Consider the following 18,581-nt stretch of genomic DNA (forward strand, 5'->3'; position numbering starts at 1 on the left):
CCACCAATGCTAAACTGATACCTCAGAAAGGGGCGGTAGTTATTATGTTATCATCGACAGACCATGACAAATTACAACAGATTATACAGGAACATCCTGAAACAGAAGAACTTTTTAACCGGATTTTTAAGTCTCATCAGATGGATATCAGCACCATCAGTCACGAAATCCGTAATCCTCTGACCCTCGTTTACAGCACGCTTCAACTTATCGAATCACAACATCCCGAAGTACTGGAATTCGCTCACTGGTCAGAGCTTCACCAGGACATCGAATATATGAAACTGTTATTAGAAGATCTGTCTTCTTATAACAACGGTGAACGGCTGGATCTTGCTCCGTTAAGTACCGGCAGCTTTTTCCGCAGAATTGCTCTGTCCTTTGCTTCTTCTATTATAGATACAGATATTGAATTCACTTCATACATACCGGAAGATCTGCCAGTTCTATCTGCCGATTCTGTAAAACTTCGTCAGGCACTGCTCAATCTTCTTCGCAATGCCGCTGATGCGGTCCGTACCGAATCACCTTCTCAGGATCAGCACGATATGCCGGCACACTCCCCACAGATCTCATTGTCCGTAACCGCCGATGCAGATTTGCTTCATATCGAAATCTCTGACAACGGCTGTGGTATTGCTCCTGAAGATCAGGAACACATCTTTGAACCATTCATCACTCACAAAGTTGATGGAACCGGACTTGGTCTTGCAATCACACGCCGGATCATCCAGGCTCATCACGGTACAATTACACTTAGATCAGCACAATATGCCGGTACGGTATTTATCCTTACGCTTCCGATAGAGAAGAACTCCTGATAAAAAGCCGGCAAGCAGGCCTCCTATGTGTGCCATATTATCAACACCACCACTGGTAAATCCATAATACAATGTCAGTACGATCATAAAGACCAGGCCTCTGCCGGATATGTCTCCAATCCGTCCTCTGTTACGGATTGCCACATACAGAAGTGCTCCAATGATCCCAAAGATAGCACCGGACGCTCCCGCCGATATAGCCATACTTCCGGTCTGTATATCCCACCATGCCGACAGAACATTCCCCGCCAGTCCACTTACAAAATACACAATGAGAAACTTTACTTTTCCTATGTCAAGTTCAAGATTCCATCCCATAGCTACAAGTACAATCATATTATTGACAAGATGATCATACCCAAAGTGAAGAAACATACTGGAAAATAGCCTGTAGTACTCTCCTCTTTGTATCAGATATGGAACATACATGGCTCCGTGCTTCAACATGAATTCACCATCTTCTGTCATCCCCAGAAAAGACAGGACCAGAAATACAATGACATTCACTGCTGCCAGTAATATCGTACATGGCGCTTTAATCGTATTCTTGTTCATTTATACGCTTCATTACCTTTCGCTTTGTTCATCTTCTGTCTCTTTTAGTATAACATAGATTACCTGAATTCTTAATCATTTTATTCTATATTTAACTGAATTTTATCACAGCTCTTCTTCCTCTATATGCAGTCCGTCCCAGTCACCCCATTTTGACTTCTTGTGTTTATTCAGGAAGCGCTTTACCGGCATCCATAGATTATCCGTCTCTCTCATGATCGAACTCCCCATCTCCTGCTCCGATATCCAGTCATGTTCTCTGGTATCATAATATGATGTCTTTTCCCTTCGTTCCTCCAGCAATTCATCGATCATCGTTTCTTTTCTTATATCTCTTATATCCGGAATCTTCGTTTCTTCTTTTTTCTTTTCTTCACATGCTGCAATTAGTTTTTCCAGACTGTAATTATCCTCCATTGTCTCTTTATGCAATAAAAATGCCAGACGGACACATTCTTCTTCCTGATAATCCGCAACTTTTACCATATACTCCGTCAATATATGAAACTTCTCCCATATATCCTGTTTTGCCAAAGGATAATAACAAAAATAATATCTGCCCTCTTCATAGAAAATGTATTCCGGATCCATCAGGATACAATGAATATCCAGAAGATAACGTTCCGCTTCCTTAAGTACATTTCCTAACTGTTCCATAAAGTGCCTTATATCTTCTGCTTTTAATTTCGCTCTGGCATACATCGCCTGCATTGATACTTTACCACTTACATCATAATCATAATAACTGCTGCCATTAACACCTCTTCCTCCTACATGCAAAAAGCCCTCCGGCGAATTTGCTTTTAACATTTTCATCTGGTAATCCTCTTTATATAATACGTGTTCTTCTATCGTTATCTTTCGTTCCATTATCTGATCCTTCTCATTTTTTAATCCTTCTGATATCCCGGATATATTTCTCCGGTTCTGTCACCGCTGCACGGCTTTCTACAGATATTGCCATTTTCTTTCGTCTTGCAGCTGCCTGTACTTTAATTTCATCTTTTCCCACACTGCTTTGTACTCTTATTCTTGAAAATAAGATACACTTCCTTCCCACCCTTTCTTTGAATAACGCATTTAATTCACTCTCGCTGATTCCATCCTTTTCTCTCACCTTTGTACTTCCCGTAACCGCCGTTTCATATGCGGCTCCTGCAATAATATTCTTGTCATGATAATAAAAAGATATCCTTATACATCCCATGATCAGGAATAATATCATTGGTATCAGAAAAGCCATCTCCACGGTAAAACTACCCTTTAACCACCTTTGCTTTCTTTCCTCCATCTCAGATTCCTCCTATACACACCCCAAGCAGATATCCCACTGTCAGAAATGGATAAAAAGGAAAAGCAAGTCCTTTCTTTTTTCTTTTTATTACCACACAGATCAATCCGATAATTCCAAGGATGAAAAATGCCGTCATAAGCACTTCCAAAAGTCCCCAGATTCCCAGATATATCCCCAGGATCAGAATTGCCAGGCTGTCCCCATACCCAATCGCTTCATTGGTAATTTTACTGATCCATAAAAATAATATGCCGCTTAATCCACCGGCCACCGACAATTTCCAGTCTACATTTCCCGTCAGTACCTGATAGATGATCACCCCTGCCATACATAGCAGAAGTACATCCCGCGGAACTTTCCGTATTCTATAATCCATCACTGACAGTCCTGTTAATACAGCCATTGCCAGCACCTTGCTTATTGTCCACATCTGGAACAGGCCCCCTTTCCTGCCGCCTCCGATATCGGTATTGCATATATCGTCCGTTTTAAACCACTGCACGACAGCGAACTGTGATACCGGTCTCCCGAATTCGTAATATAAATGTTTCCCCCGTTTCCTTTTACACAGTGTTCACATGGATAGTATTTGCCTCCGTTTTCATTGCGAAGTCCCTCTACCAGTTCCAAATGAGTCATGCGGATCGACAGATCCAGATGCGAACAATGATAATCTTTATGATATACAAGTCCTGTTTCCGTTACATACACCGTATCATTTCCCGTATCCATCCACCCTTCCCGTTCATATCCGCTCCACGCCTTTATCTTCATTTTCTCACTGCATTTTACCGGAGCAATCCCAAATAGCGGCACCGGAATGACTACCTGATACTCTGCCGTTAATTTACCGATCCCGGTTCGGGCCGACATCTTCGACCGTGAACAGTCTATTCCACTGCTCCCGCCTCTTACAATACTTCTTCCAAGCCGTTCTTCACCCACTGCATACACCAGATCATTCTCTATCCTTGACGGCATCAGCATCTGCGTCACACAACTTTCTTTAGCTGCTTTTTTTCCTGCATATTGAAGACCGCTTCTCACTGCCGTATGTACTGCCATCATCTCCAGAAGATACAACATCGTAACGACTGCCAGAAAGAACACCGGTACAGCAACCGCTGCCTCTGCCGTCACGCTTCCTTTCTGTCTGTCATCGGAAAATCTGCGCAATAGTTGTGAGACGGATAAAGATACCCTTTCAAGGCCTGAATAACAGATAGGTTGTGAGGGGAGTAAATTGTTACTCATAATGCGAATCCTGCTCCTTTCTTTGTTTTTTTATTATAATTTTGGGATATTTTTGATGCCTGAAAGGGCATCTTTATCCGCCTCATACTATTACATCTTGTTCTCTGATTCTTTCTACTGATAACCGTAATATGTCCGGTACTGATACTTTATTCCTCTTCTTAGATTACACACTGTACGGATCTCCATTCTTCCTGCACAGTAATCGATCCGGAACGCCGGCTGTCCGTAAATGCTCTGCATGTTTTTCTCAATGATGCCCATTGCCCGCATAGACATGCGTTCCTTTCCTTCCAGAAATAAGAGCATCCTCATATAGTCTTTGTATCCCATACCATCCTGCACATCCATGCCGGTTCCTGTATCTTCATCTGTTCCAAGTTTCATAAGACCGGACAACGATAACTGCCAGTTCGTATCATCTTTTGTAATTGCGGCCTTTTGCCCGTCTAAGAGTGACCTGACATCCATAACGGATTCTCCATATGCCCAGGCAAGCAGGATTCCCTGCGCCGCTGCCTCTGTAACAGCCGGGACTGCCAGGAGTGTACATAAAGTCCCGGCCGCCGCCCTTGCTTCCGCCTGTTTTGTACTGCTCGTCTGAAGATAAATATAATTCGGCACAAATCTCAACATCACAAGCTTCTTTGCCACCGTTTCCAGATTTCCTTTGTCACTTTCCCGGCCCGCCAGAATATATTCCAGTTCATAATCAAGTTCTCCTCCTTTCGGTCCATCGGTAAAATCTGTAAAATGATCTATCACATATTCTCCGAGCAAAACGGACGTCAACGTTCCATCCTCCGGTTCCACATCTGAAAAAGCCCCATATCCGGTATGATTTTCTCTTTTTTCCGGCATCTCCTGTAATGATATCTGTTTCTCCGATATTGTCTTATCTTTCGGAAGCACAAGTTCTAAGATTGGTGAACGTTTCAATTCTGCTACATGCTGCATCGGATTTTCCTCTTCCGGAAGTTCTGCTTCCTGTTCTCCTAAAAGATCCTTAAGCTGATCATTTTGCTTTTCCTCTTCCTCAGTAAATTCATCCGCTTTCTCTTCCTGGTTCTTCCAGAGAGAGACATTTCCCAGATATTTATCCGCCCACGCGATCCCGTACTTATGTTTCATGTATTTTCCGACCTGATCACGAAATAACTCTCCGCTATTATCTGTAAACAACTGGATCCGCTCTATCTCATTTTCCATATCTGCATCGTAATAAGAAAGACGATCCAGAATATTCTGTTCCGTGTAAGTCCCAGTCTCATAACCGCATTCAATGGCAAATACGTCATAATTTTCCAGTAATTCTTTCTGATATTCTGCAAATACACATTCCAATGCCCGGTTCATATCTGCCCGCCTGTAATTCTTTGCCATCTGCACCGACGCACTTTCCACAAGAGCCAGTATCAAAGAAACAAACAGAACAAAAGTCAACGTCAGATAGACTGTAACTTCTCCATTCAAACAGTCCCTATCCGGCCGCTTTTCCTGCACTCTTCGGTATCTGCATAATCTACAGCCGGCCGCTTCTTTCGAATGCATAATAACTTAAATTCCCGAACTTTCACTGGTGATTTTTTCAAAGATTGTCTGCACCAGACTGGTAAGCTGGGATTTGAAGATGATAACAAGCCCAATGAGAACCACCAGGATCAATATCACTTCCACTACTCCGATTCCCCTGTCATCTTTTAATACCTGTAATGCATATCGTATTCTCCACATAACATCTCTTCCTTTCTTATCCTTTATATCTGCATGGTCAAAAAAGCCGGAACTATAACAATGATCAATACTACTACCAGCATCAGAAACATTGGCAAAAGCAGCTTCGTTCCTGCTTCTTCACCCAGTCTTTTCGCCCGCGCCTTCCGTTCTTCAAAAGCCTGTATGGATTCCAGCTTTAAAAGTTCTGATAATCCCTTCGTTCCTTTTCTTAAATTTTGTGACAATAGTGCTCCTAGCCTTATATAAATCTGCAGATCACATCGTCTTCCAAAATTTTCATAGCCTTCAGCTTCTGTTACGCCGCTGTCCATTTCATGGCAGGTCTGTCTCATTTCTTCATATACGTATCTTTCATTTTCGTCTTCTTTTTCCTTCATGTATCCTTCGGTTATCTTTCTCCATGCCTTCTTTACCGTCATTCCTGCACCAAGATACAATGTCAGTTTGCTGATGACTTCCGGATAATCTTCGATCATCTGCTTTTTTCTTTCTTCTTCTGCCTTTCGGATATTCTGTTTTTGTAATGCATACAGAAGTATCCCTATCATCATTCCCATTACCGTTATAACCGGTCCGCGTTCATTAAAGGCCTGATAATATCTGAGTTCATTTGTGTCCAGCATCTCTGGCAGAATTAGTTTTTTCTTTTCTTTTGTTGCTGTATCTGCTTTTTTTATTGCCTCTTCAACATTCTTTTTTGTGCTTTCTTCTCCGCTTAGTTTTTTCGGATATACACATGCCACGCACTGATAAGAAGCCTGCTCTTTTTCGTTTGCCGTATAGGTAAGGACTGCATTCAGTTTTACAAGAACTCCTTTTTCAGAGATATTCTGCTCCTTAAGTTTGCCCTGGATATCCATTACGTCATACCGGTCCAGTTCCCAGGAGACCTTCACAGGCTCCCCCGGGATATCTGTGACCAGATCCAGGTCCTCATCCACACGATCCAATGTCTCATTACCGGCCAATATCAGCCTGTCCATTTTCCTGATGATCCTTGAGAATAATTCCTGTACCTCCTTCGCAGAATACTGTCGCTCTGATACCTCTACCGAAGTCCGGACCTTTTTCTTTTTATTTCCGATCTGCACATCCAGTTCTTCCACTTTTTTCCCTTTTCCATAGTCATTTCTCTCTATGGATGGTGTCATCTGTGTCCGGGAACATGCCATATCTGCTCCCGTCACTAATATCCCCAAAGCAATGATCAGGCCTGCTGCCTTCACTATACGTCGATTCTCAGGAGCCTTACTCCAAGATAATAAGCGCCCACGTAGATTCCGAGACATAGCGTCATCACCCCTATTCCTGTTACATTCCCATACAATTCTTCCATGAAATCAGAAAAACTAAGTGACATATAAGCAATAATCCCATACGGAACCATCGACATGATCTGAAATTCATATTTCTTTGCGGCAAGTAGTGTATCAATCTCTCTTTTTACCTCTATCTTATCGCCGATCTGACTGGTTGTATTACGAATAATCCCGATCATATCCCCGCCACTTTTCTTCGCTGTTACAAATACTGTCACAAAGCTTTTTACATCCTCTGACGGAACCCTCTCTGCAAATTCTTCCAGGACCTGTTCAACCGGAATATGCATTCTTAATTTCCTTGTAATGAGAAGTAATTCTCTGGAAATCCTCGCTTCTTCAGGATATTGTATTTTAAGTTCTTTTTGCGTTTCATAAAATGCATTTTCCACCGAATATCCTGTATTAAGCGCCGACGACAGTGTCTGTATCATCTCCCGGAACTGTTTTTGAAATTCCTGTTCCTTCTTTTTACTTTCTTCTTCCAGGAATTCCCTGTACAGCCAGATTCCCGGCAGTATCAAAAAAATAGCGGCCCACACTCTGCGATAATAAAGCCAGGCTGTAATGCCTATCATTCCGGCCGTCTTCATCCCTGCTTTTGTGCGTTCTTTAAATGTAATATCCTGCTGCCACAAGTTTTTCGCGGTGAAAAAGTTCCGCAACTTTTTTCCATTCTCCATGGACTTTATTTTCCTGATCCTTTTTTTCATTTTCTGTTACATTTTCATCCTCCTTACGAATCTCTTCATACCGGTAAATCGTCTGCAAATGGATCTGTCCATCCCAATATCCTAATACCTCTGTTACTTCCAGCACCTTCCTGCTTTTATCCCGAAGCCTTCCAAGATGTACAATGATATCCAGTCCTGACGCGATCTGACGCTCAATTGCAGGGAGGGGAAGGTCTATTCCCATCAGTACCATAGTTTCCAGACGGCTTATCATGTCCTTCGGACTGTTCGCATGCCCCGTACTGAGACTTCCGTCGTGTCCTGTATTAAGTGCCTGAAGCATATCAATCGCTTCCGCCGAGCGCACTTCTCCTACGATGATACGGTCCGGCCTCATACGAAGCGCCGATTTGATCAGATCTCTGATCGTGACCTCCCCGGTTCCTTCTACGTTCGCGTTCCTTGCCTCCAGTCTTACAAGATTCTTTATATTCTGAATCTGCAATTCTGCATTGTCTTCAATTGTGATGATGCGTTCATTTTTTGGAATGTACTGCGATAATGCATTTAAGAATGTGGTTTTCCCGGATCCGGTTCCACCACTGATGAATATATTGTATCCGGCGGCTACTAATGAAGCCAGAAATCCCGATACTTCTGAATTGATTGACTGCCATTCCATCAGTTTATTCATTGTAATTACTTCTTTTGCAAATTTTCGGATTGTAACGATCGGTCCGTTCAGCGCTACCGGTGGCAGCACAACATTTACACGAGATCCGTCCGCAAGTCTGGCATCCACTATCGGTGATGCCTCATTTACCAGTCTGTTAGATCCTGCCACGATCTGCTGAATCACATCTTCCAGCTTGTCCGCCGACAAGAATCTTTTATCTGACTGGGATATCCTCCCTGCCTTTTCAATAAAAATATTTTGTGTTCCATTGATCATAATCTCTGTAATATCATCATCTTCCAGAAATTCCTGCAACAGATCCAGTTTCCGGAATGCATTGAAAAGTTCTTTTCCAAGCATTGTCTTCTGATCAAGCGGCAGATATTCTTCCTGTGAGACTTCCTGAAGTACTTCATAGATCAATTCTGTCAGCTCTTCATCCTCCATGTCCCTTGTCATATCTAATCTGGCCAGGATTCTTGCATGGAGCTGCTCTGCTTCTATCATTCTTTATCATCCTTCCAGTTCTTTTTTTATCATCTTATGTCTGACATCATCGTATCCCATCAGATGTAACTCCTCTTCAAACTGGAACATCTTTGCCTGCGCCACCTCCTCTTTTATTACTGCTACATGTATCTCTGTACACATCCTCAGAAGTTCGTATACACCCCGGATTCCTTCATCGATATCCAATATCAGCACTTCATATATGCTCTGGCTGGCAATCTGCTCTATGAATCTCATCCATTCTTCTATCTTTACTGCCTTCAGATCTTCCGACATCCTCATTGGCAGAAGATAGTCAAGCGGCCCCATATGCTTTACCATACCCGCAAGTGCTGCTCTTAAATGCTTCTTTTCCTGTCTCGAATAATAGAGTGCATCTGCGACTGTCTGTCCAATCTCAGGAAAATGACCGCCAATACCTCCATACATCTCGAGATTCAGATACAATACATTATATGTTTTGGCCAGATCTTTCCCCAGTCTCAATGCATATCCGGTCTTCCTGCTTCGATGAACAGGGGAAAATATTCCGATGATCCGAACCTTTTCTTTCTTCACCGTGCCAAGAAAGAAATTCCCCGGTTCTACCGACTCCTGGCACTGTTCGATCACATCTCTTAAGATGGCCTCTCCGGACTGATATTTATTAATAAGTTTCTCATGCGTCTCATGTGCCACGTCTTCCGATTGTGTCAGAACAAACACACTTTCTGCCCGTACTTTTTGCCGCTCTTCCTGTGGATAACCGCTGCCGATCAGAAGAATATCAATCGGTGATTCCTCCTGCAGTCTCAGGGCCTGCGCAACACTGTTACACACCTGCACTCCAAGCGCCAATTCCTTGGTCTTCATAAAAAAATGTGCAAGCGCCGCCGCATATCTCTCTTCCTGGTCGCAAATTACCAGATTTCTGCTTACCACATACTATCCCTCCTTCAATACATTATAAAAATGTCTGAAACGTCTTGCCGATATGGCACTGAATTCATTGAATCTTTTGAATCTAACAATTAGAACTACAAATCAGATACAAGCTACTTCGTAACTTGTAGGCTGATTATATACCTGATGATTTATATTTGTCTATGGTATTTTTAAAAATTTTTAATCTTTGTGCAATGTTCACATAATTTGATAGAAAGTTATACCGTAAAGCATGGCAACCCCAGGAAATCCAAGGATTCCCGATGTCAAAAATGTGACAGGATTCATTCCCACACACGCAGAAATCTCCTGTCCGTCAAGAAATCCGTTTACAAAAAATATAATTGCGAAGCTGACAATTCCTCGAACCAGGAAATTTACTGCAATTTTTGTTCCCCATTTCTTCATAATTGTTCTTATTTCTTTTTACTTTTTTTAATTATATGTCCTTTTATCCATACTTTATTCCACTCTTTTATATACTTTGGTATCTACAGAACCCGCCACCGGCAGTTTCTTCCGAACGCATGGCGATACAAAAAAACAGGTCCGGAATTCCTTTTCCAAACCTGTTTTTCATATCTTATAACGAAATCTTAATTTCCCTGTCCGTGCGGTGATACTTATGATAGTTTACTCCTGCCGCATCAAACATCTTCATGGAAGCCATTACCGCAGCTGTACCCTCGTATTTATTACAATCATAGATAACCTCTTTAATCCCGCTTTGAATGATTGCTTTGGCACATTCATTGCATGGGAATAAGGATACATATAATTTGGCTCCTTCAAGACTGCCGCCCCGGTAATTCAGGATCGCATTCAGCTCACTGTGAACCGTATATACATATTTGGTCTCCAAAGGATCGTCCCCTTCTCTTCCCCATGGAAATACATCGTCCGAGCAGCCTGTCGGCAGACCATTATATCCCATTGACAGAATCTTATTATCCTGACTGACTATACAACATCCAACCTGCGTATTTGGATCTTTAGAACGCATTCCCGAAAGTTTGGCAACTCCCATGAAATATTCATCCCAGCTTATATAATCCTTTCTTTTATCTCCCATATGTTTCTCCTCGTCACTATTTTGTTCCGAAAATACGGTCTCCTGCGTCACCAAGTCCCGGAACGATATATTTATGTTCATTCAAATGATCGTCCAGTGCACCGATATATACATCTACATCCGGATGTGCTTCCTGCAGATGTTTTACACCTTCCGGTGCTGCAATGATACACATAAAGCGCAGATGCTTTACACCTTTATCTTTCAGCATCTGAAGTGCTGCTATACATGATCCGCCGGTTGCCAGCATTGGATCTACGACAAATACTTCTCTTTCATCGCAGTCAGATGGCAGTTTGCAGTAATATTCCACCGGTTCGTATGTCTGCGGATCTCTGTAAAGACCGATATGTCCAACCTTTGCAGATGGGATCATATTTAACATTCCATCTACCATTCCAAGGCCTGCTCTTAAGATCGGAACTACAGCCAGTTTCTTACCACTTAACTGCTTACCTGTCATCTCGCAGATTGGTGTTTTTATCTTAACATCTTCCATCTTCAGATCTCTTGTTGCTTCATAACACATCAATGATGCGATCTCCCCAACGATTTCTCTGAATTCTTTTGATCCTACTTCCTCATTGCGGATGTAGTTGATTTTGTGCTGAATCAGCGGATGATCCATAACCTGTACTTTCGACATTGTTCTCCTCCTTGTTGTGCAATGTATCATACCAATTTTTCTATATGATGTCCTGCAGCCTTCAGAAGACGGTTCATGATCGCACTTCCGATTCCCGCAGTATCAAACGACTCACTGTAGATATAATCTACCTGGTCGTCATCAAACTCTCTTAATATCCGGAACAGATTCGCAGCAATCGTAGACTCATCGGCTCTTGTTCCGATACATTTTACATCACCGGATTTGTAATCAGCTACGGTTTCTTCTGTTCCGATCACTCCTACCTTATAGCCTGCTTCGGATTTTTCCTTTGCGCGCTTATTAATCTCTTTTACTACTTTTTCAAGCGGTCCTTCTATGATCGTCAGATCTGCTTTTGGTGCATAATGACGGTACTTCATTCCCGGTGCTTTCGGCACCTGTTTGCTGTCCGGTCTGATCAGTGTCCGGTCAACTGTAACCTCCCCGATTACTTCTTCGAACATTTCTTTTGTGATCGCTCCGGGTCTTAAGATCATCGGCGGCTCTACTGTCACATCCAGTATCGTTGATTCCACGCCAATCTCCACAGCACCACCGTCTACGATCATATCCACTCTGCCTGTCAGATCCTCTGCCACATGCTGTGCAGTCGTCGGGCTTGGTCTTCCCGATGTATTGGCACTTGGTGCGGCGATATAACCGCCACCCGCATCTATTACTTCTCTTGCGATCTCGTCTACCGGCATTCTGACAGCAACCGTATCAAGACCTCCCGTCGTTCCATACGGCACAATATCACTCTTATTAAAGATCATTGTAAGCGGTCCCGGCCAGTATTTTTCTGCAACTTTAACAGCTTTCTCCGGAACTTCTGAGACAATTTTATCCAGTGCTTTCATATTCGTGATATGGATGATCAAAGGGTTATCGGACGGTCTTCCTTTTGCGGCATATATCTTCTTTGCCGCATCTTCATTCAATGCATCGGCTCCCAGACCATATACAGTCTCTGTGGGAAATGCAACCAGACCTCCTTCTTTTAAGATCCGTCCTGCTTCTCTTATAATATCTGTATTTTTTTGATTTTTATCTATTTTCTCTATTATTGTTTTCATGATTTTCATTATACTACACTCTAGTTTTCCACACAAGCAATGATTCCTTTCGTAATTGCATCTGCCATTTTCTTCTGATACTTCGTATCGGTCAGCTTCGCGGCCTCTTCCGGATTACTTAAGAAGCCACACTCAACGATAATCGTCGGTACTTCCGTACGTTTGAGCAGATAGTATGTATCATTTGCTTTTGCCTGTCTTGTATTCGTCTCATCCACTGTAAGAAGGGCTTTTTGCATCTGCTCCGCCATTCTCTTTCCTTCTTCCGAATGAGAATAATAAAAGACCTGTGCACCCCGTATCTGTTCATCCTGATAACTGTTCTGGTGTATACTTACCGCTGCCTGCGGCATTGTTTTATTGATGATCTCTACTCTTGCTTTCATATCATGGATCTTTTTATTTCCGGCCTGTGGATCGCCGAGCATCTCATCTTTTTCTCTTGTCATTACAACTTCCCAGCCTTTTTTCTCCAGTCCTTTTTTAATTTTTCTGGCGATCTCAAGATTGACATCCTTTTCTTTTGCCTGATTCACACCGATCTTTCCCGGATCATCCCCGCCGTGCCCGCTGTCAAGAACGATTATCTTATTTTTCGCTGTTACATTTCCGCTGGATACAAGTTTTTGCAGATTCTTACTGAGCAGCACAAGTACCGCCAGAAAAAGTAACAGTACTGCCAGTTCTATTTTTTTTCGCAAATAAAAATACCTCCTGCAATTCATATATTCTACTATATGACTGCAAGAGGTATTTTATCTGTTATTTAGTTTTGATTAATTTACATATTTTTGAATCAGATTCCAGATATCCGTGCTTTCCTGTCCCAAAGACCACTCAGCGGTACCTGCAAGCTTATACTTCTGCATGAGCTTAAGTTTTGGTTCGATGGATTTGGCATCTTCCAGCCAGATCTCGTATTTTGCTCCGTCTGCTTCCCATGTTGCATAATTCTGTCCGGCCTTCTTGTCCCATGTCGTCTCAACCCCAGCCTGCTTAATCTGCGCCTGGGCATTATCCATACCATATGCCACACTTTCTACATTGACAGAATACTCTGCCGCATCTGTTCCCTTTTCACTTGCCAGCTCTTCTTCTGTCTTCGGTGTTTCTTTCCACAGACGTGTAAAGAACGGAATTCCACTGATAACTTTTTTAGCCGGAACTTCTTTTAATGTCTCCTCAATACCTTCTTTTACATAATTATATGAGGATACCGGTCCTGCCTCAGGGGAACCCGCATAATATTCATCATAGCCCATGATCACTACATAATCTGCTACAATTCCCTGCTCCTTACGGTCATACTGCGTATTAAAACTCTTCGGAACATAATTGTCCACCGATAATACCAGACCATTCTGTCTGCACTTCACCGATAATTCACGAATGAATTCTATATAATGTTCTCCGCATTTATCAGATATCTTCTCGAAATCTACATTAATACCGTCTACCCCAACACGCAGCGCTTCAGCGATCAGCTGTGTGATCAGCGTTTCACGTCTTGATGTATAACTAAGCAATTCGTAAGATTCCTGTTCTGAACTGATTCCTCCGTCAAAGTCTCTGACGGTCATCCACACTTCGATATTCTGCTGATGTGCATAACTTACATAATCAGATGATGCAATAGATGTAATATTGCCGCTGGTATCTGCCACATGCACCCATGTCGGTGCCAGTGTCGTAAGACCTTTGGTCTGTGCGATCTTCTGTGCCACTCCCTTATTAGCATCCTGATTTGTTACATTATGCCATGCCATATTAATGGTGTAATCCTTTGAAATGCTTGAATAGTTCTGCTCATCGAATTTTCTTGTAATGTTCTTCTTCTCTTCATTCTTCAGAGCATTGTTCTTAACATATCCGATCACACCTTCTTTTGTGCGGATCTTCTTCCAGTTTTCTTCACTTTCGATGATTGTTACTTCATCTTTTTTCTTGAGTTCTGCCAGTACAGGGCTCTTTACTCCACCCTGATAACGCACCTGTGTATTCTTCTTTACAGTTGCCACATCCGTTTTGCCCCATTTGGTTCTGATCATTACATGATCCGGATTACTTGACACTTCATAATCAATATTGGTGTACTGCTGGACAAAATCCAACGCGATATATGCTGTGTTTCCTTCTGTTTTTAAAATGACGTAATCTTCGCTCTTTTTCTCTCTGAATACCGAATAATCCTTACTGCCCACATCTACCGATATCATATCCTTCGGAAGCATATACAACAGTACATTCTCATTCGAATCCCAGTAAAAACGGCTGTTAATGTAATCTCTTACGACATCATACGCAACATAAGCCTTTCCGTCCGACAATTTACCCTTAGCCTCTACGACCTTGTTATCTACAGTGATCCCAAGCTGTCCGTCTTTTTCAATTCCATAATATTTCTTCATATCATATTGCTCTTTTGACGGGCTGTATCGTTTCCATATAACAATCCCTGCTATTGCTGCAATTACTAATATTATTAACAGGACAAGCTGGATCATGCGGTTTCTCTGTCGTCTTCTTCTCATGCGCGCTCTGTCCGCAGAACTTCTCCTACCTGTCGGTCTTCTTCCAGGCGTCTGTCCGGATGTCCTTCTGTTTCTGCTCTGCGAAGCCGGTCTTCCGGATGGTCTTGCACTTGTTTTTTTTCTGTTATTATATGTGCGGCTATTTCTTCCTCTGTCTTCCATGCTGCACCTCCTACAGAAGACATTATAGCAAAACGTTAGATACACGTCATTATATTTCGACATTTTCATCAAAACTTTCGTTCTGATCTGCGGGGTATTTACATATTTTCTTCCATTAAATTGTTATATTCTGGAACCACACTTCTTTCACATCGCCTTTGTCATTCAGCACATAATCCCTCATATAGGACTGGTGTTCACACATTGTATGCGCCTGTACGATCTGCATAGGACTGGCCGGTACCCCATTGATCCTGAGGCTTATATTTTTCTTTTCAAAACCAGTCAGTTCCTGAAACATCTCTTTCATCTCTTCTTTCTCCCCCATACTGCTTCCTCCTCTTTACCGGATGATAACCGTGGTTGTCACGCATATTTTACGGTCAGGGAGATGCTTGTGATACAATACTGTCCTTCTATGCAGCAACTGATAAATATAACTGGAAAACAGTTCCGGCAATTATGTAATTGTAAAAATAAATTGTTAACGTGAAATATCTGCCTGAAACGGCTGTAATTAATCTGATTTGTCATTGATAGATTCATTCCACCCGGAATGTGGAATTGAAATAAAATTCAGGAAATTCTTTTCCTGATGTTCTAATAACACAGTTATCAGGGAAAACTATCTTCCAGTAGGGCCATTATATCCGATTCATTTTGAAGAATCAAGTCTTTTTTATTTTTATATTCCACTTTGTTTATATTAAATTTATTGAACATCCAACATTTTGTATGATATACTATTTTAGAAGGAAGTGATGATTATGAAGATTGAAAAAATCAGTGACAACCAGATCCGTTGTACTCTGACACGTGCCGATCTTGCTGACCGTCAGTTACAGCTCAGTGAACTGGCATACGGAACCGAGAAAGCCAAATCACTTTTCCGCGATATGATGCAACAGGCAGCCTTCGAATTTGGTTTTGAAGCAGAAGATATTCCTCTTATGATCGAGGCTATCCCTTCTGCAGATTCGATCGTGCTGATAATTACGAAAGTCGAGGACCCAGAAGAACTCGATACTAGATTTTCAAAATTTGCACCTTCTTCCATAGCTGACGCCAAGAAGAAGAATACTCCAGGCAAGCTGGAAGGAGCAGAAGGTTTACTTGATCTGCTCGGAAAGGTTCAGGAATCTTTTGAAGCACAGGCAGCACAGACTGCAAAAGCAGCTTCTGAGACTTCAGATGATAATACAGATAAGAAGGATTCCGGTAACAATATCCGGCTCTTTTCTTTCCCTGTAATGGAGAATGTACTGAAGGCCGCTCATCTGCTGGCTCCGATGTACCACGGTTCCAATACATTATACAAAGATGATCAGGAAGAGATGTATCTGCTGGCACTTGCACAGTCAGACCATTCCACCGCAGATTTTAACCGTATCTGTAATATGTTATCCGAATACGGTGCATTAGAAAGTGCATCCGGTGCAACATTTGCATTTTTAGAAGAGCACTGTGAGACATTCCTTTCCGGGAATGCGGTTCAGCAGCTTGCGAATATTTAATCTGCATACTCTGGTATACTAAAAAGGCTCTACGGGATAATTCCCCGTAGAGCTTTTTTATACTCATTTTATATTATGCCTGGCTTGCTTCCAGTGTTGCATTTAACTTTGCAACTAAAAGGTCTGGATCGATTCCATGTCCCATAGCGCCTTCTTCGATAGATTCCATCTGAGAATGTGGGCATCCGATGCAACCCATTCCTGCTTCCATCAGATCGTCAACAAGCTTTGGACATGTAGAATAGTATTTGGAAAGCAGCTCACCAAATGTCATGTCTTTTGTAATCTGTGCCATCTTATCGCCTCCTTTTTATTTCAGTGTTTCCATTATAGTAGCTTTTTACCATTGTGTAAACATTTTCTGTAAATTTATTCTTAATATTTGACTACTTAAAAGTCAATACGAATTCCTTTTTTTTTCGACAAAACGTCATTTTTATAACAAGTCTACAAAACGTTCGTTCTTTTTCTATCCCCGAGTAATCCCCCGTTTTTCCCACTTTGGGTGTGGATAACGTGGATAACTTTGTGGAAATCCCCATTTTTCTACATTTTTCCTATTTTTTTGTGTGGATAACTTTTTCCACCATATTTTTTAAGATTTTGTACGTTCGATGAAAAGTGTCGATTTTTGTGGATTTTGTACATTGTGGATAACTCTAAATTTATGTGGATAGTGTGGATAACAAAAAAGGGACGAAAGATTCGCAAAAATATTTTAAAATCTCCCGTCCGTTTCTGTTATACCAGTCGTCTCACCGTAACAATATTCGTATATGTTGCCGGCAAAATTCCTATCCCTTTTGCACTGTTAATTGCATTTACGATCTGCCCATTTCCCATATAAATTCCAACATGTCCGTCATATAGAATAATGTCTCCCGCAACAGCCTGATCGTAACTTACCGCAGTTCCTACATTCTCCATATCCCACGTCGTACGCGGAAGAGAAATTCCAAAGTGTGCAAATACCGACTGTACGAATCCCGAACAATCCGCTCCGTTTGTCAGGCTTGTACCTCCCCATACATACGGATTACCGATAAACTGGCATGCATAATCTACAATAGCCTGTCCGGTCTGTGCCGCCTGCGTCTGTTGTTCTTCCTGTTGTTTGGCCGCTTCTTCTGCTGCCTTTTTCTCCTCCTCGGCTTTTTGTTCTGCCTCTTTTTGAAGCCTTGCGGCCTCTTCTTCTTTTGATTCTGCATACGTAAATGCTTCCTTAGCATTTTCCGTATCCTTCTTCTGCACAAGTTCTTCTGCTTTTTTCTGTGCTTCATTTCCTACTGTTATATACTCAGAATATACATATCCGGTGACATTACCCGACTGCACTTTCGTCCATTCTCCTACCGGGCCTATGATTTTTGCCGCGTAATCCGGATATAATTTTCCGACCCATTCGCTTTCTGTCGTCGGTTCACTTCTTATATAAAGAAATGACTGTACATTGGCGAATGCCATATCTAAATACTCTCCCTTTTGTGTCGGTACAAGGTAATCCTTTACCGAAATTGTCTTCTCTGACGTGTAACATTCTCCAAGTACCTGCTCAATTCCTGCTGTCGGCATATCCTGCGTATCATCTATATCTGCAGCCTGCGCCATAATCGGAAACGCCGTTATGGCTCCTGTCACAGTAACCAGGAACAATCCTTTTTTAAGAATAGAATCCATAAACTCCCTCCTTTATGTTTTCTTATCTTTTGTAATTATTACAGAATTGTTACATATGTTACGTTTGTTATTATAACATTGCAACACGTTTTGTCAAGGTTTTCTTTGATTATAATACATTTAATATTCGATTTAT

Annotated in this window: 22 protein-coding genes; 2 read left to right on the plus strand and 20 right to left on the minus strand. The window is 41.9% G+C overall.

The annotated features are described in order from the left end of the window. Positions 1-44: 44 nt before the first annotated feature. Positions 45-821, plus strand: coding sequence for a sensor histidine kinase (locus tag NCY30_RS08810; RefSeq protein ID WP_139009245.1), 777 nt, complete (start codon positions 45-47; stop codon positions 819-821). On the opposite strand, the gene NCY30_RS08815 is transcribed toward NCY30_RS08810, so the two are convergent. The 18 genes from NCY30_RS08815 to NCY30_RS08900 form a co-directional block, all read right to left on the minus strand. Further along, the gene (locus tag NCY30_RS08815) at positions 762-1,376 is read right to left on the minus strand and encodes a rhomboid family intramembrane serine protease (protein ID WP_139009244.1); all 615 of its coding nucleotides are present in this window, start codon (positions 1,374-1,376) and stop codon (positions 762-764) included. The two genes, NCY30_RS08810 and NCY30_RS08815, sit on opposite strands and share 60 nt — an antisense overlap. Before the next feature lie 105 nt (positions 1,377-1,481). After that, on the minus strand, positions 1,482-2,246 hold the full coding sequence (locus NCY30_RS08820) for a DUF6382 domain-containing protein (RefSeq protein ID WP_055181469.1): 765 nt from the start codon (positions 2,244-2,246) through the stop codon (positions 1,482-1,484). A 13-nt stretch (positions 2,247-2,259) separates the two neighbouring features. Next, the gene (locus NCY30_RS08825) at positions 2,260-2,667 is read right to left on the minus strand and encodes a TadE family protein (RefSeq protein WP_006428843.1); all 408 of its coding nucleotides are present in this window, start codon (positions 2,665-2,667) and stop codon (positions 2,260-2,262) included. Between the two features lies 1 nt (position 2,668). Further along, positions 2,669-3,100, minus strand: a complete 432-nt coding sequence (locus tag NCY30_RS08830; RefSeq protein ID WP_022416431.1) for a prepilin peptidase — start codon at positions 3,098-3,100, stop codon at positions 2,669-2,671. Continuing rightward, positions 3,088-3,924, minus strand: coding sequence for a TadE/TadG family type IV pilus assembly protein (locus NCY30_RS08835; protein WP_006428845.1), 837 nt, complete (start codon positions 3,922-3,924; stop codon positions 3,088-3,090). The genes NCY30_RS08830 and NCY30_RS08835 overlap by 13 nt, the downstream gene beginning before the upstream one ends. Before the next feature lie 114 nt (positions 3,925-4,038). Beyond that, positions 4,039-5,475, minus strand: coding sequence for a DUF5702 domain-containing protein (locus NCY30_RS08840; RefSeq protein ID WP_055181473.1), 1,437 nt, complete (start codon positions 5,473-5,475; stop codon positions 4,039-4,041). Positions 5,476-5,481: 6 nt separating this feature from the next. Next, positions 5,482-5,658 (minus strand): Flp1 family type IVb pilin, encoded by a 177-nt coding sequence (locus tag NCY30_RS08845; protein WP_006428847.1) that lies wholly within the window; start codon positions 5,656-5,658, stop codon positions 5,482-5,484. Between the two features lie 23 nt (positions 5,659-5,681). Beyond that, on the minus strand, positions 5,682-6,887 hold the full coding sequence (locus NCY30_RS08850) for a type II secretion system F family protein (protein WP_243121209.1): 1,206 nt from the start codon (positions 6,885-6,887) through the stop codon (positions 5,682-5,684). After that, positions 6,887-7,663 carry a type II secretion system F family protein gene (locus NCY30_RS08855; RefSeq protein ID WP_055194312.1) on the minus strand — a complete coding sequence of 259 codons (777 nt, stop codon included), beginning with the start codon at positions 7,661-7,663 and terminating at the stop codon, positions 6,887-6,889. The genes NCY30_RS08850 and NCY30_RS08855 overlap by 1 nt, the downstream gene beginning before the upstream one ends. Then, on the minus strand, positions 7,593-8,837 hold the full coding sequence (locus NCY30_RS08860; protein WP_250818636.1) for a CpaF family protein: 1,245 nt from the start codon (positions 8,835-8,837) through the stop codon (positions 7,593-7,595). The genes NCY30_RS08855 and NCY30_RS08860 overlap by 71 nt, the downstream gene beginning before the upstream one ends. 6 nt (positions 8,838-8,843) lie before the next feature. Continuing rightward, positions 8,844-9,761, minus strand: a complete 918-nt coding sequence (locus NCY30_RS08865; RefSeq protein ID WP_055181489.1) for a hypothetical protein — start codon at positions 9,759-9,761, stop codon at positions 8,844-8,846. Positions 9,762-9,962: 201 nt separating this feature from the next. Further along, positions 9,963-10,172, minus strand: a complete 210-nt coding sequence (locus NCY30_RS08870; RefSeq protein ID WP_070097821.1) for a pro-sigmaK processing inhibitor BofA family protein — start codon at positions 10,170-10,172, stop codon at positions 9,963-9,965. A 175-nt stretch (positions 10,173-10,347) separates the two neighbouring features. After that, positions 10,348-10,836, minus strand: a complete 489-nt coding sequence (locus NCY30_RS08875; protein WP_006428854.1) for a deoxycytidylate deaminase — start codon at positions 10,834-10,836, stop codon at positions 10,348-10,350. 16 nt (positions 10,837-10,852) lie between these two features. Continuing rightward, positions 10,853-11,482 (minus strand): uracil phosphoribosyltransferase, encoded by a 630-nt coding sequence (gene upp, locus NCY30_RS08880; RefSeq protein ID WP_006428855.1) that lies wholly within the window; start codon positions 11,480-11,482, stop codon positions 10,853-10,855. Between the two features lie 26 nt (positions 11,483-11,508). Next, on the minus strand, positions 11,509-12,570 hold the full coding sequence (locus NCY30_RS08885) for an L-threonylcarbamoyladenylate synthase (RefSeq protein WP_006428856.1): 1,062 nt from the start codon (positions 12,568-12,570) through the stop codon (positions 11,509-11,511). An 11-nt stretch (positions 12,571-12,581) separates the two neighbouring features. After that, on the minus strand, positions 12,582-13,262 hold the full coding sequence (locus NCY30_RS08890) for an N-acetylmuramoyl-L-alanine amidase family protein (RefSeq protein ID WP_161170158.1): 681 nt from the start codon (positions 13,260-13,262) through the stop codon (positions 12,582-12,584). 75 nt (positions 13,263-13,337) lie between these two features. Next, positions 13,338-15,254, minus strand: coding sequence for a glycosyl hydrolase family 18 protein (locus NCY30_RS08895; RefSeq protein ID WP_161170157.1), 1,917 nt, complete (start codon positions 15,252-15,254; stop codon positions 13,338-13,340). Positions 15,255-15,369: 115 nt separating this feature from the next. Continuing rightward, positions 15,370-15,582: a hypothetical protein gene (locus NCY30_RS08900; protein WP_006428860.1), complete on the minus strand. Its 213-nt coding sequence runs from the start codon at positions 15,580-15,582 to the stop codon at positions 15,370-15,372. Between the two features lie 439 nt (positions 15,583-16,021). On the opposite strand from NCY30_RS08900, the gene NCY30_RS08905 reads away from it, so the two are divergent. Further along, positions 16,022-16,768, plus strand: coding sequence for an adaptor protein MecA (locus NCY30_RS08905; RefSeq protein ID WP_044920682.1), 747 nt, complete (start codon positions 16,022-16,024; stop codon positions 16,766-16,768). A gap of 73 nt (positions 16,769-16,841) precedes the next feature. Here the strand turns inward: NCY30_RS08905 and NCY30_RS08910 are convergent, their stop codons facing one another. Then, positions 16,842-17,063, minus strand: coding sequence for a DUF1858 domain-containing protein (locus tag NCY30_RS08910; RefSeq protein ID WP_006427234.1), 222 nt, complete (start codon positions 17,061-17,063; stop codon positions 16,842-16,844). A gap of 446 nt (positions 17,064-17,509) precedes the next feature. Then, positions 17,510-18,445, minus strand: a complete 936-nt coding sequence (locus NCY30_RS08915; RefSeq protein WP_006427232.1) for a C40 family peptidase — start codon at positions 18,443-18,445, stop codon at positions 17,510-17,512. Between the last annotated feature and the right edge of the window lie 136 nt (positions 18,446-18,581).

It is taken from the genome of Dorea sp. MB18-49, from assembly GCF_023669465.1.
Taxonomy (GTDB): domain Bacteria; phylum Bacillota; class Clostridia; order Lachnospirales; family Lachnospiraceae; genus Dorea_A; species Dorea_A longicatena.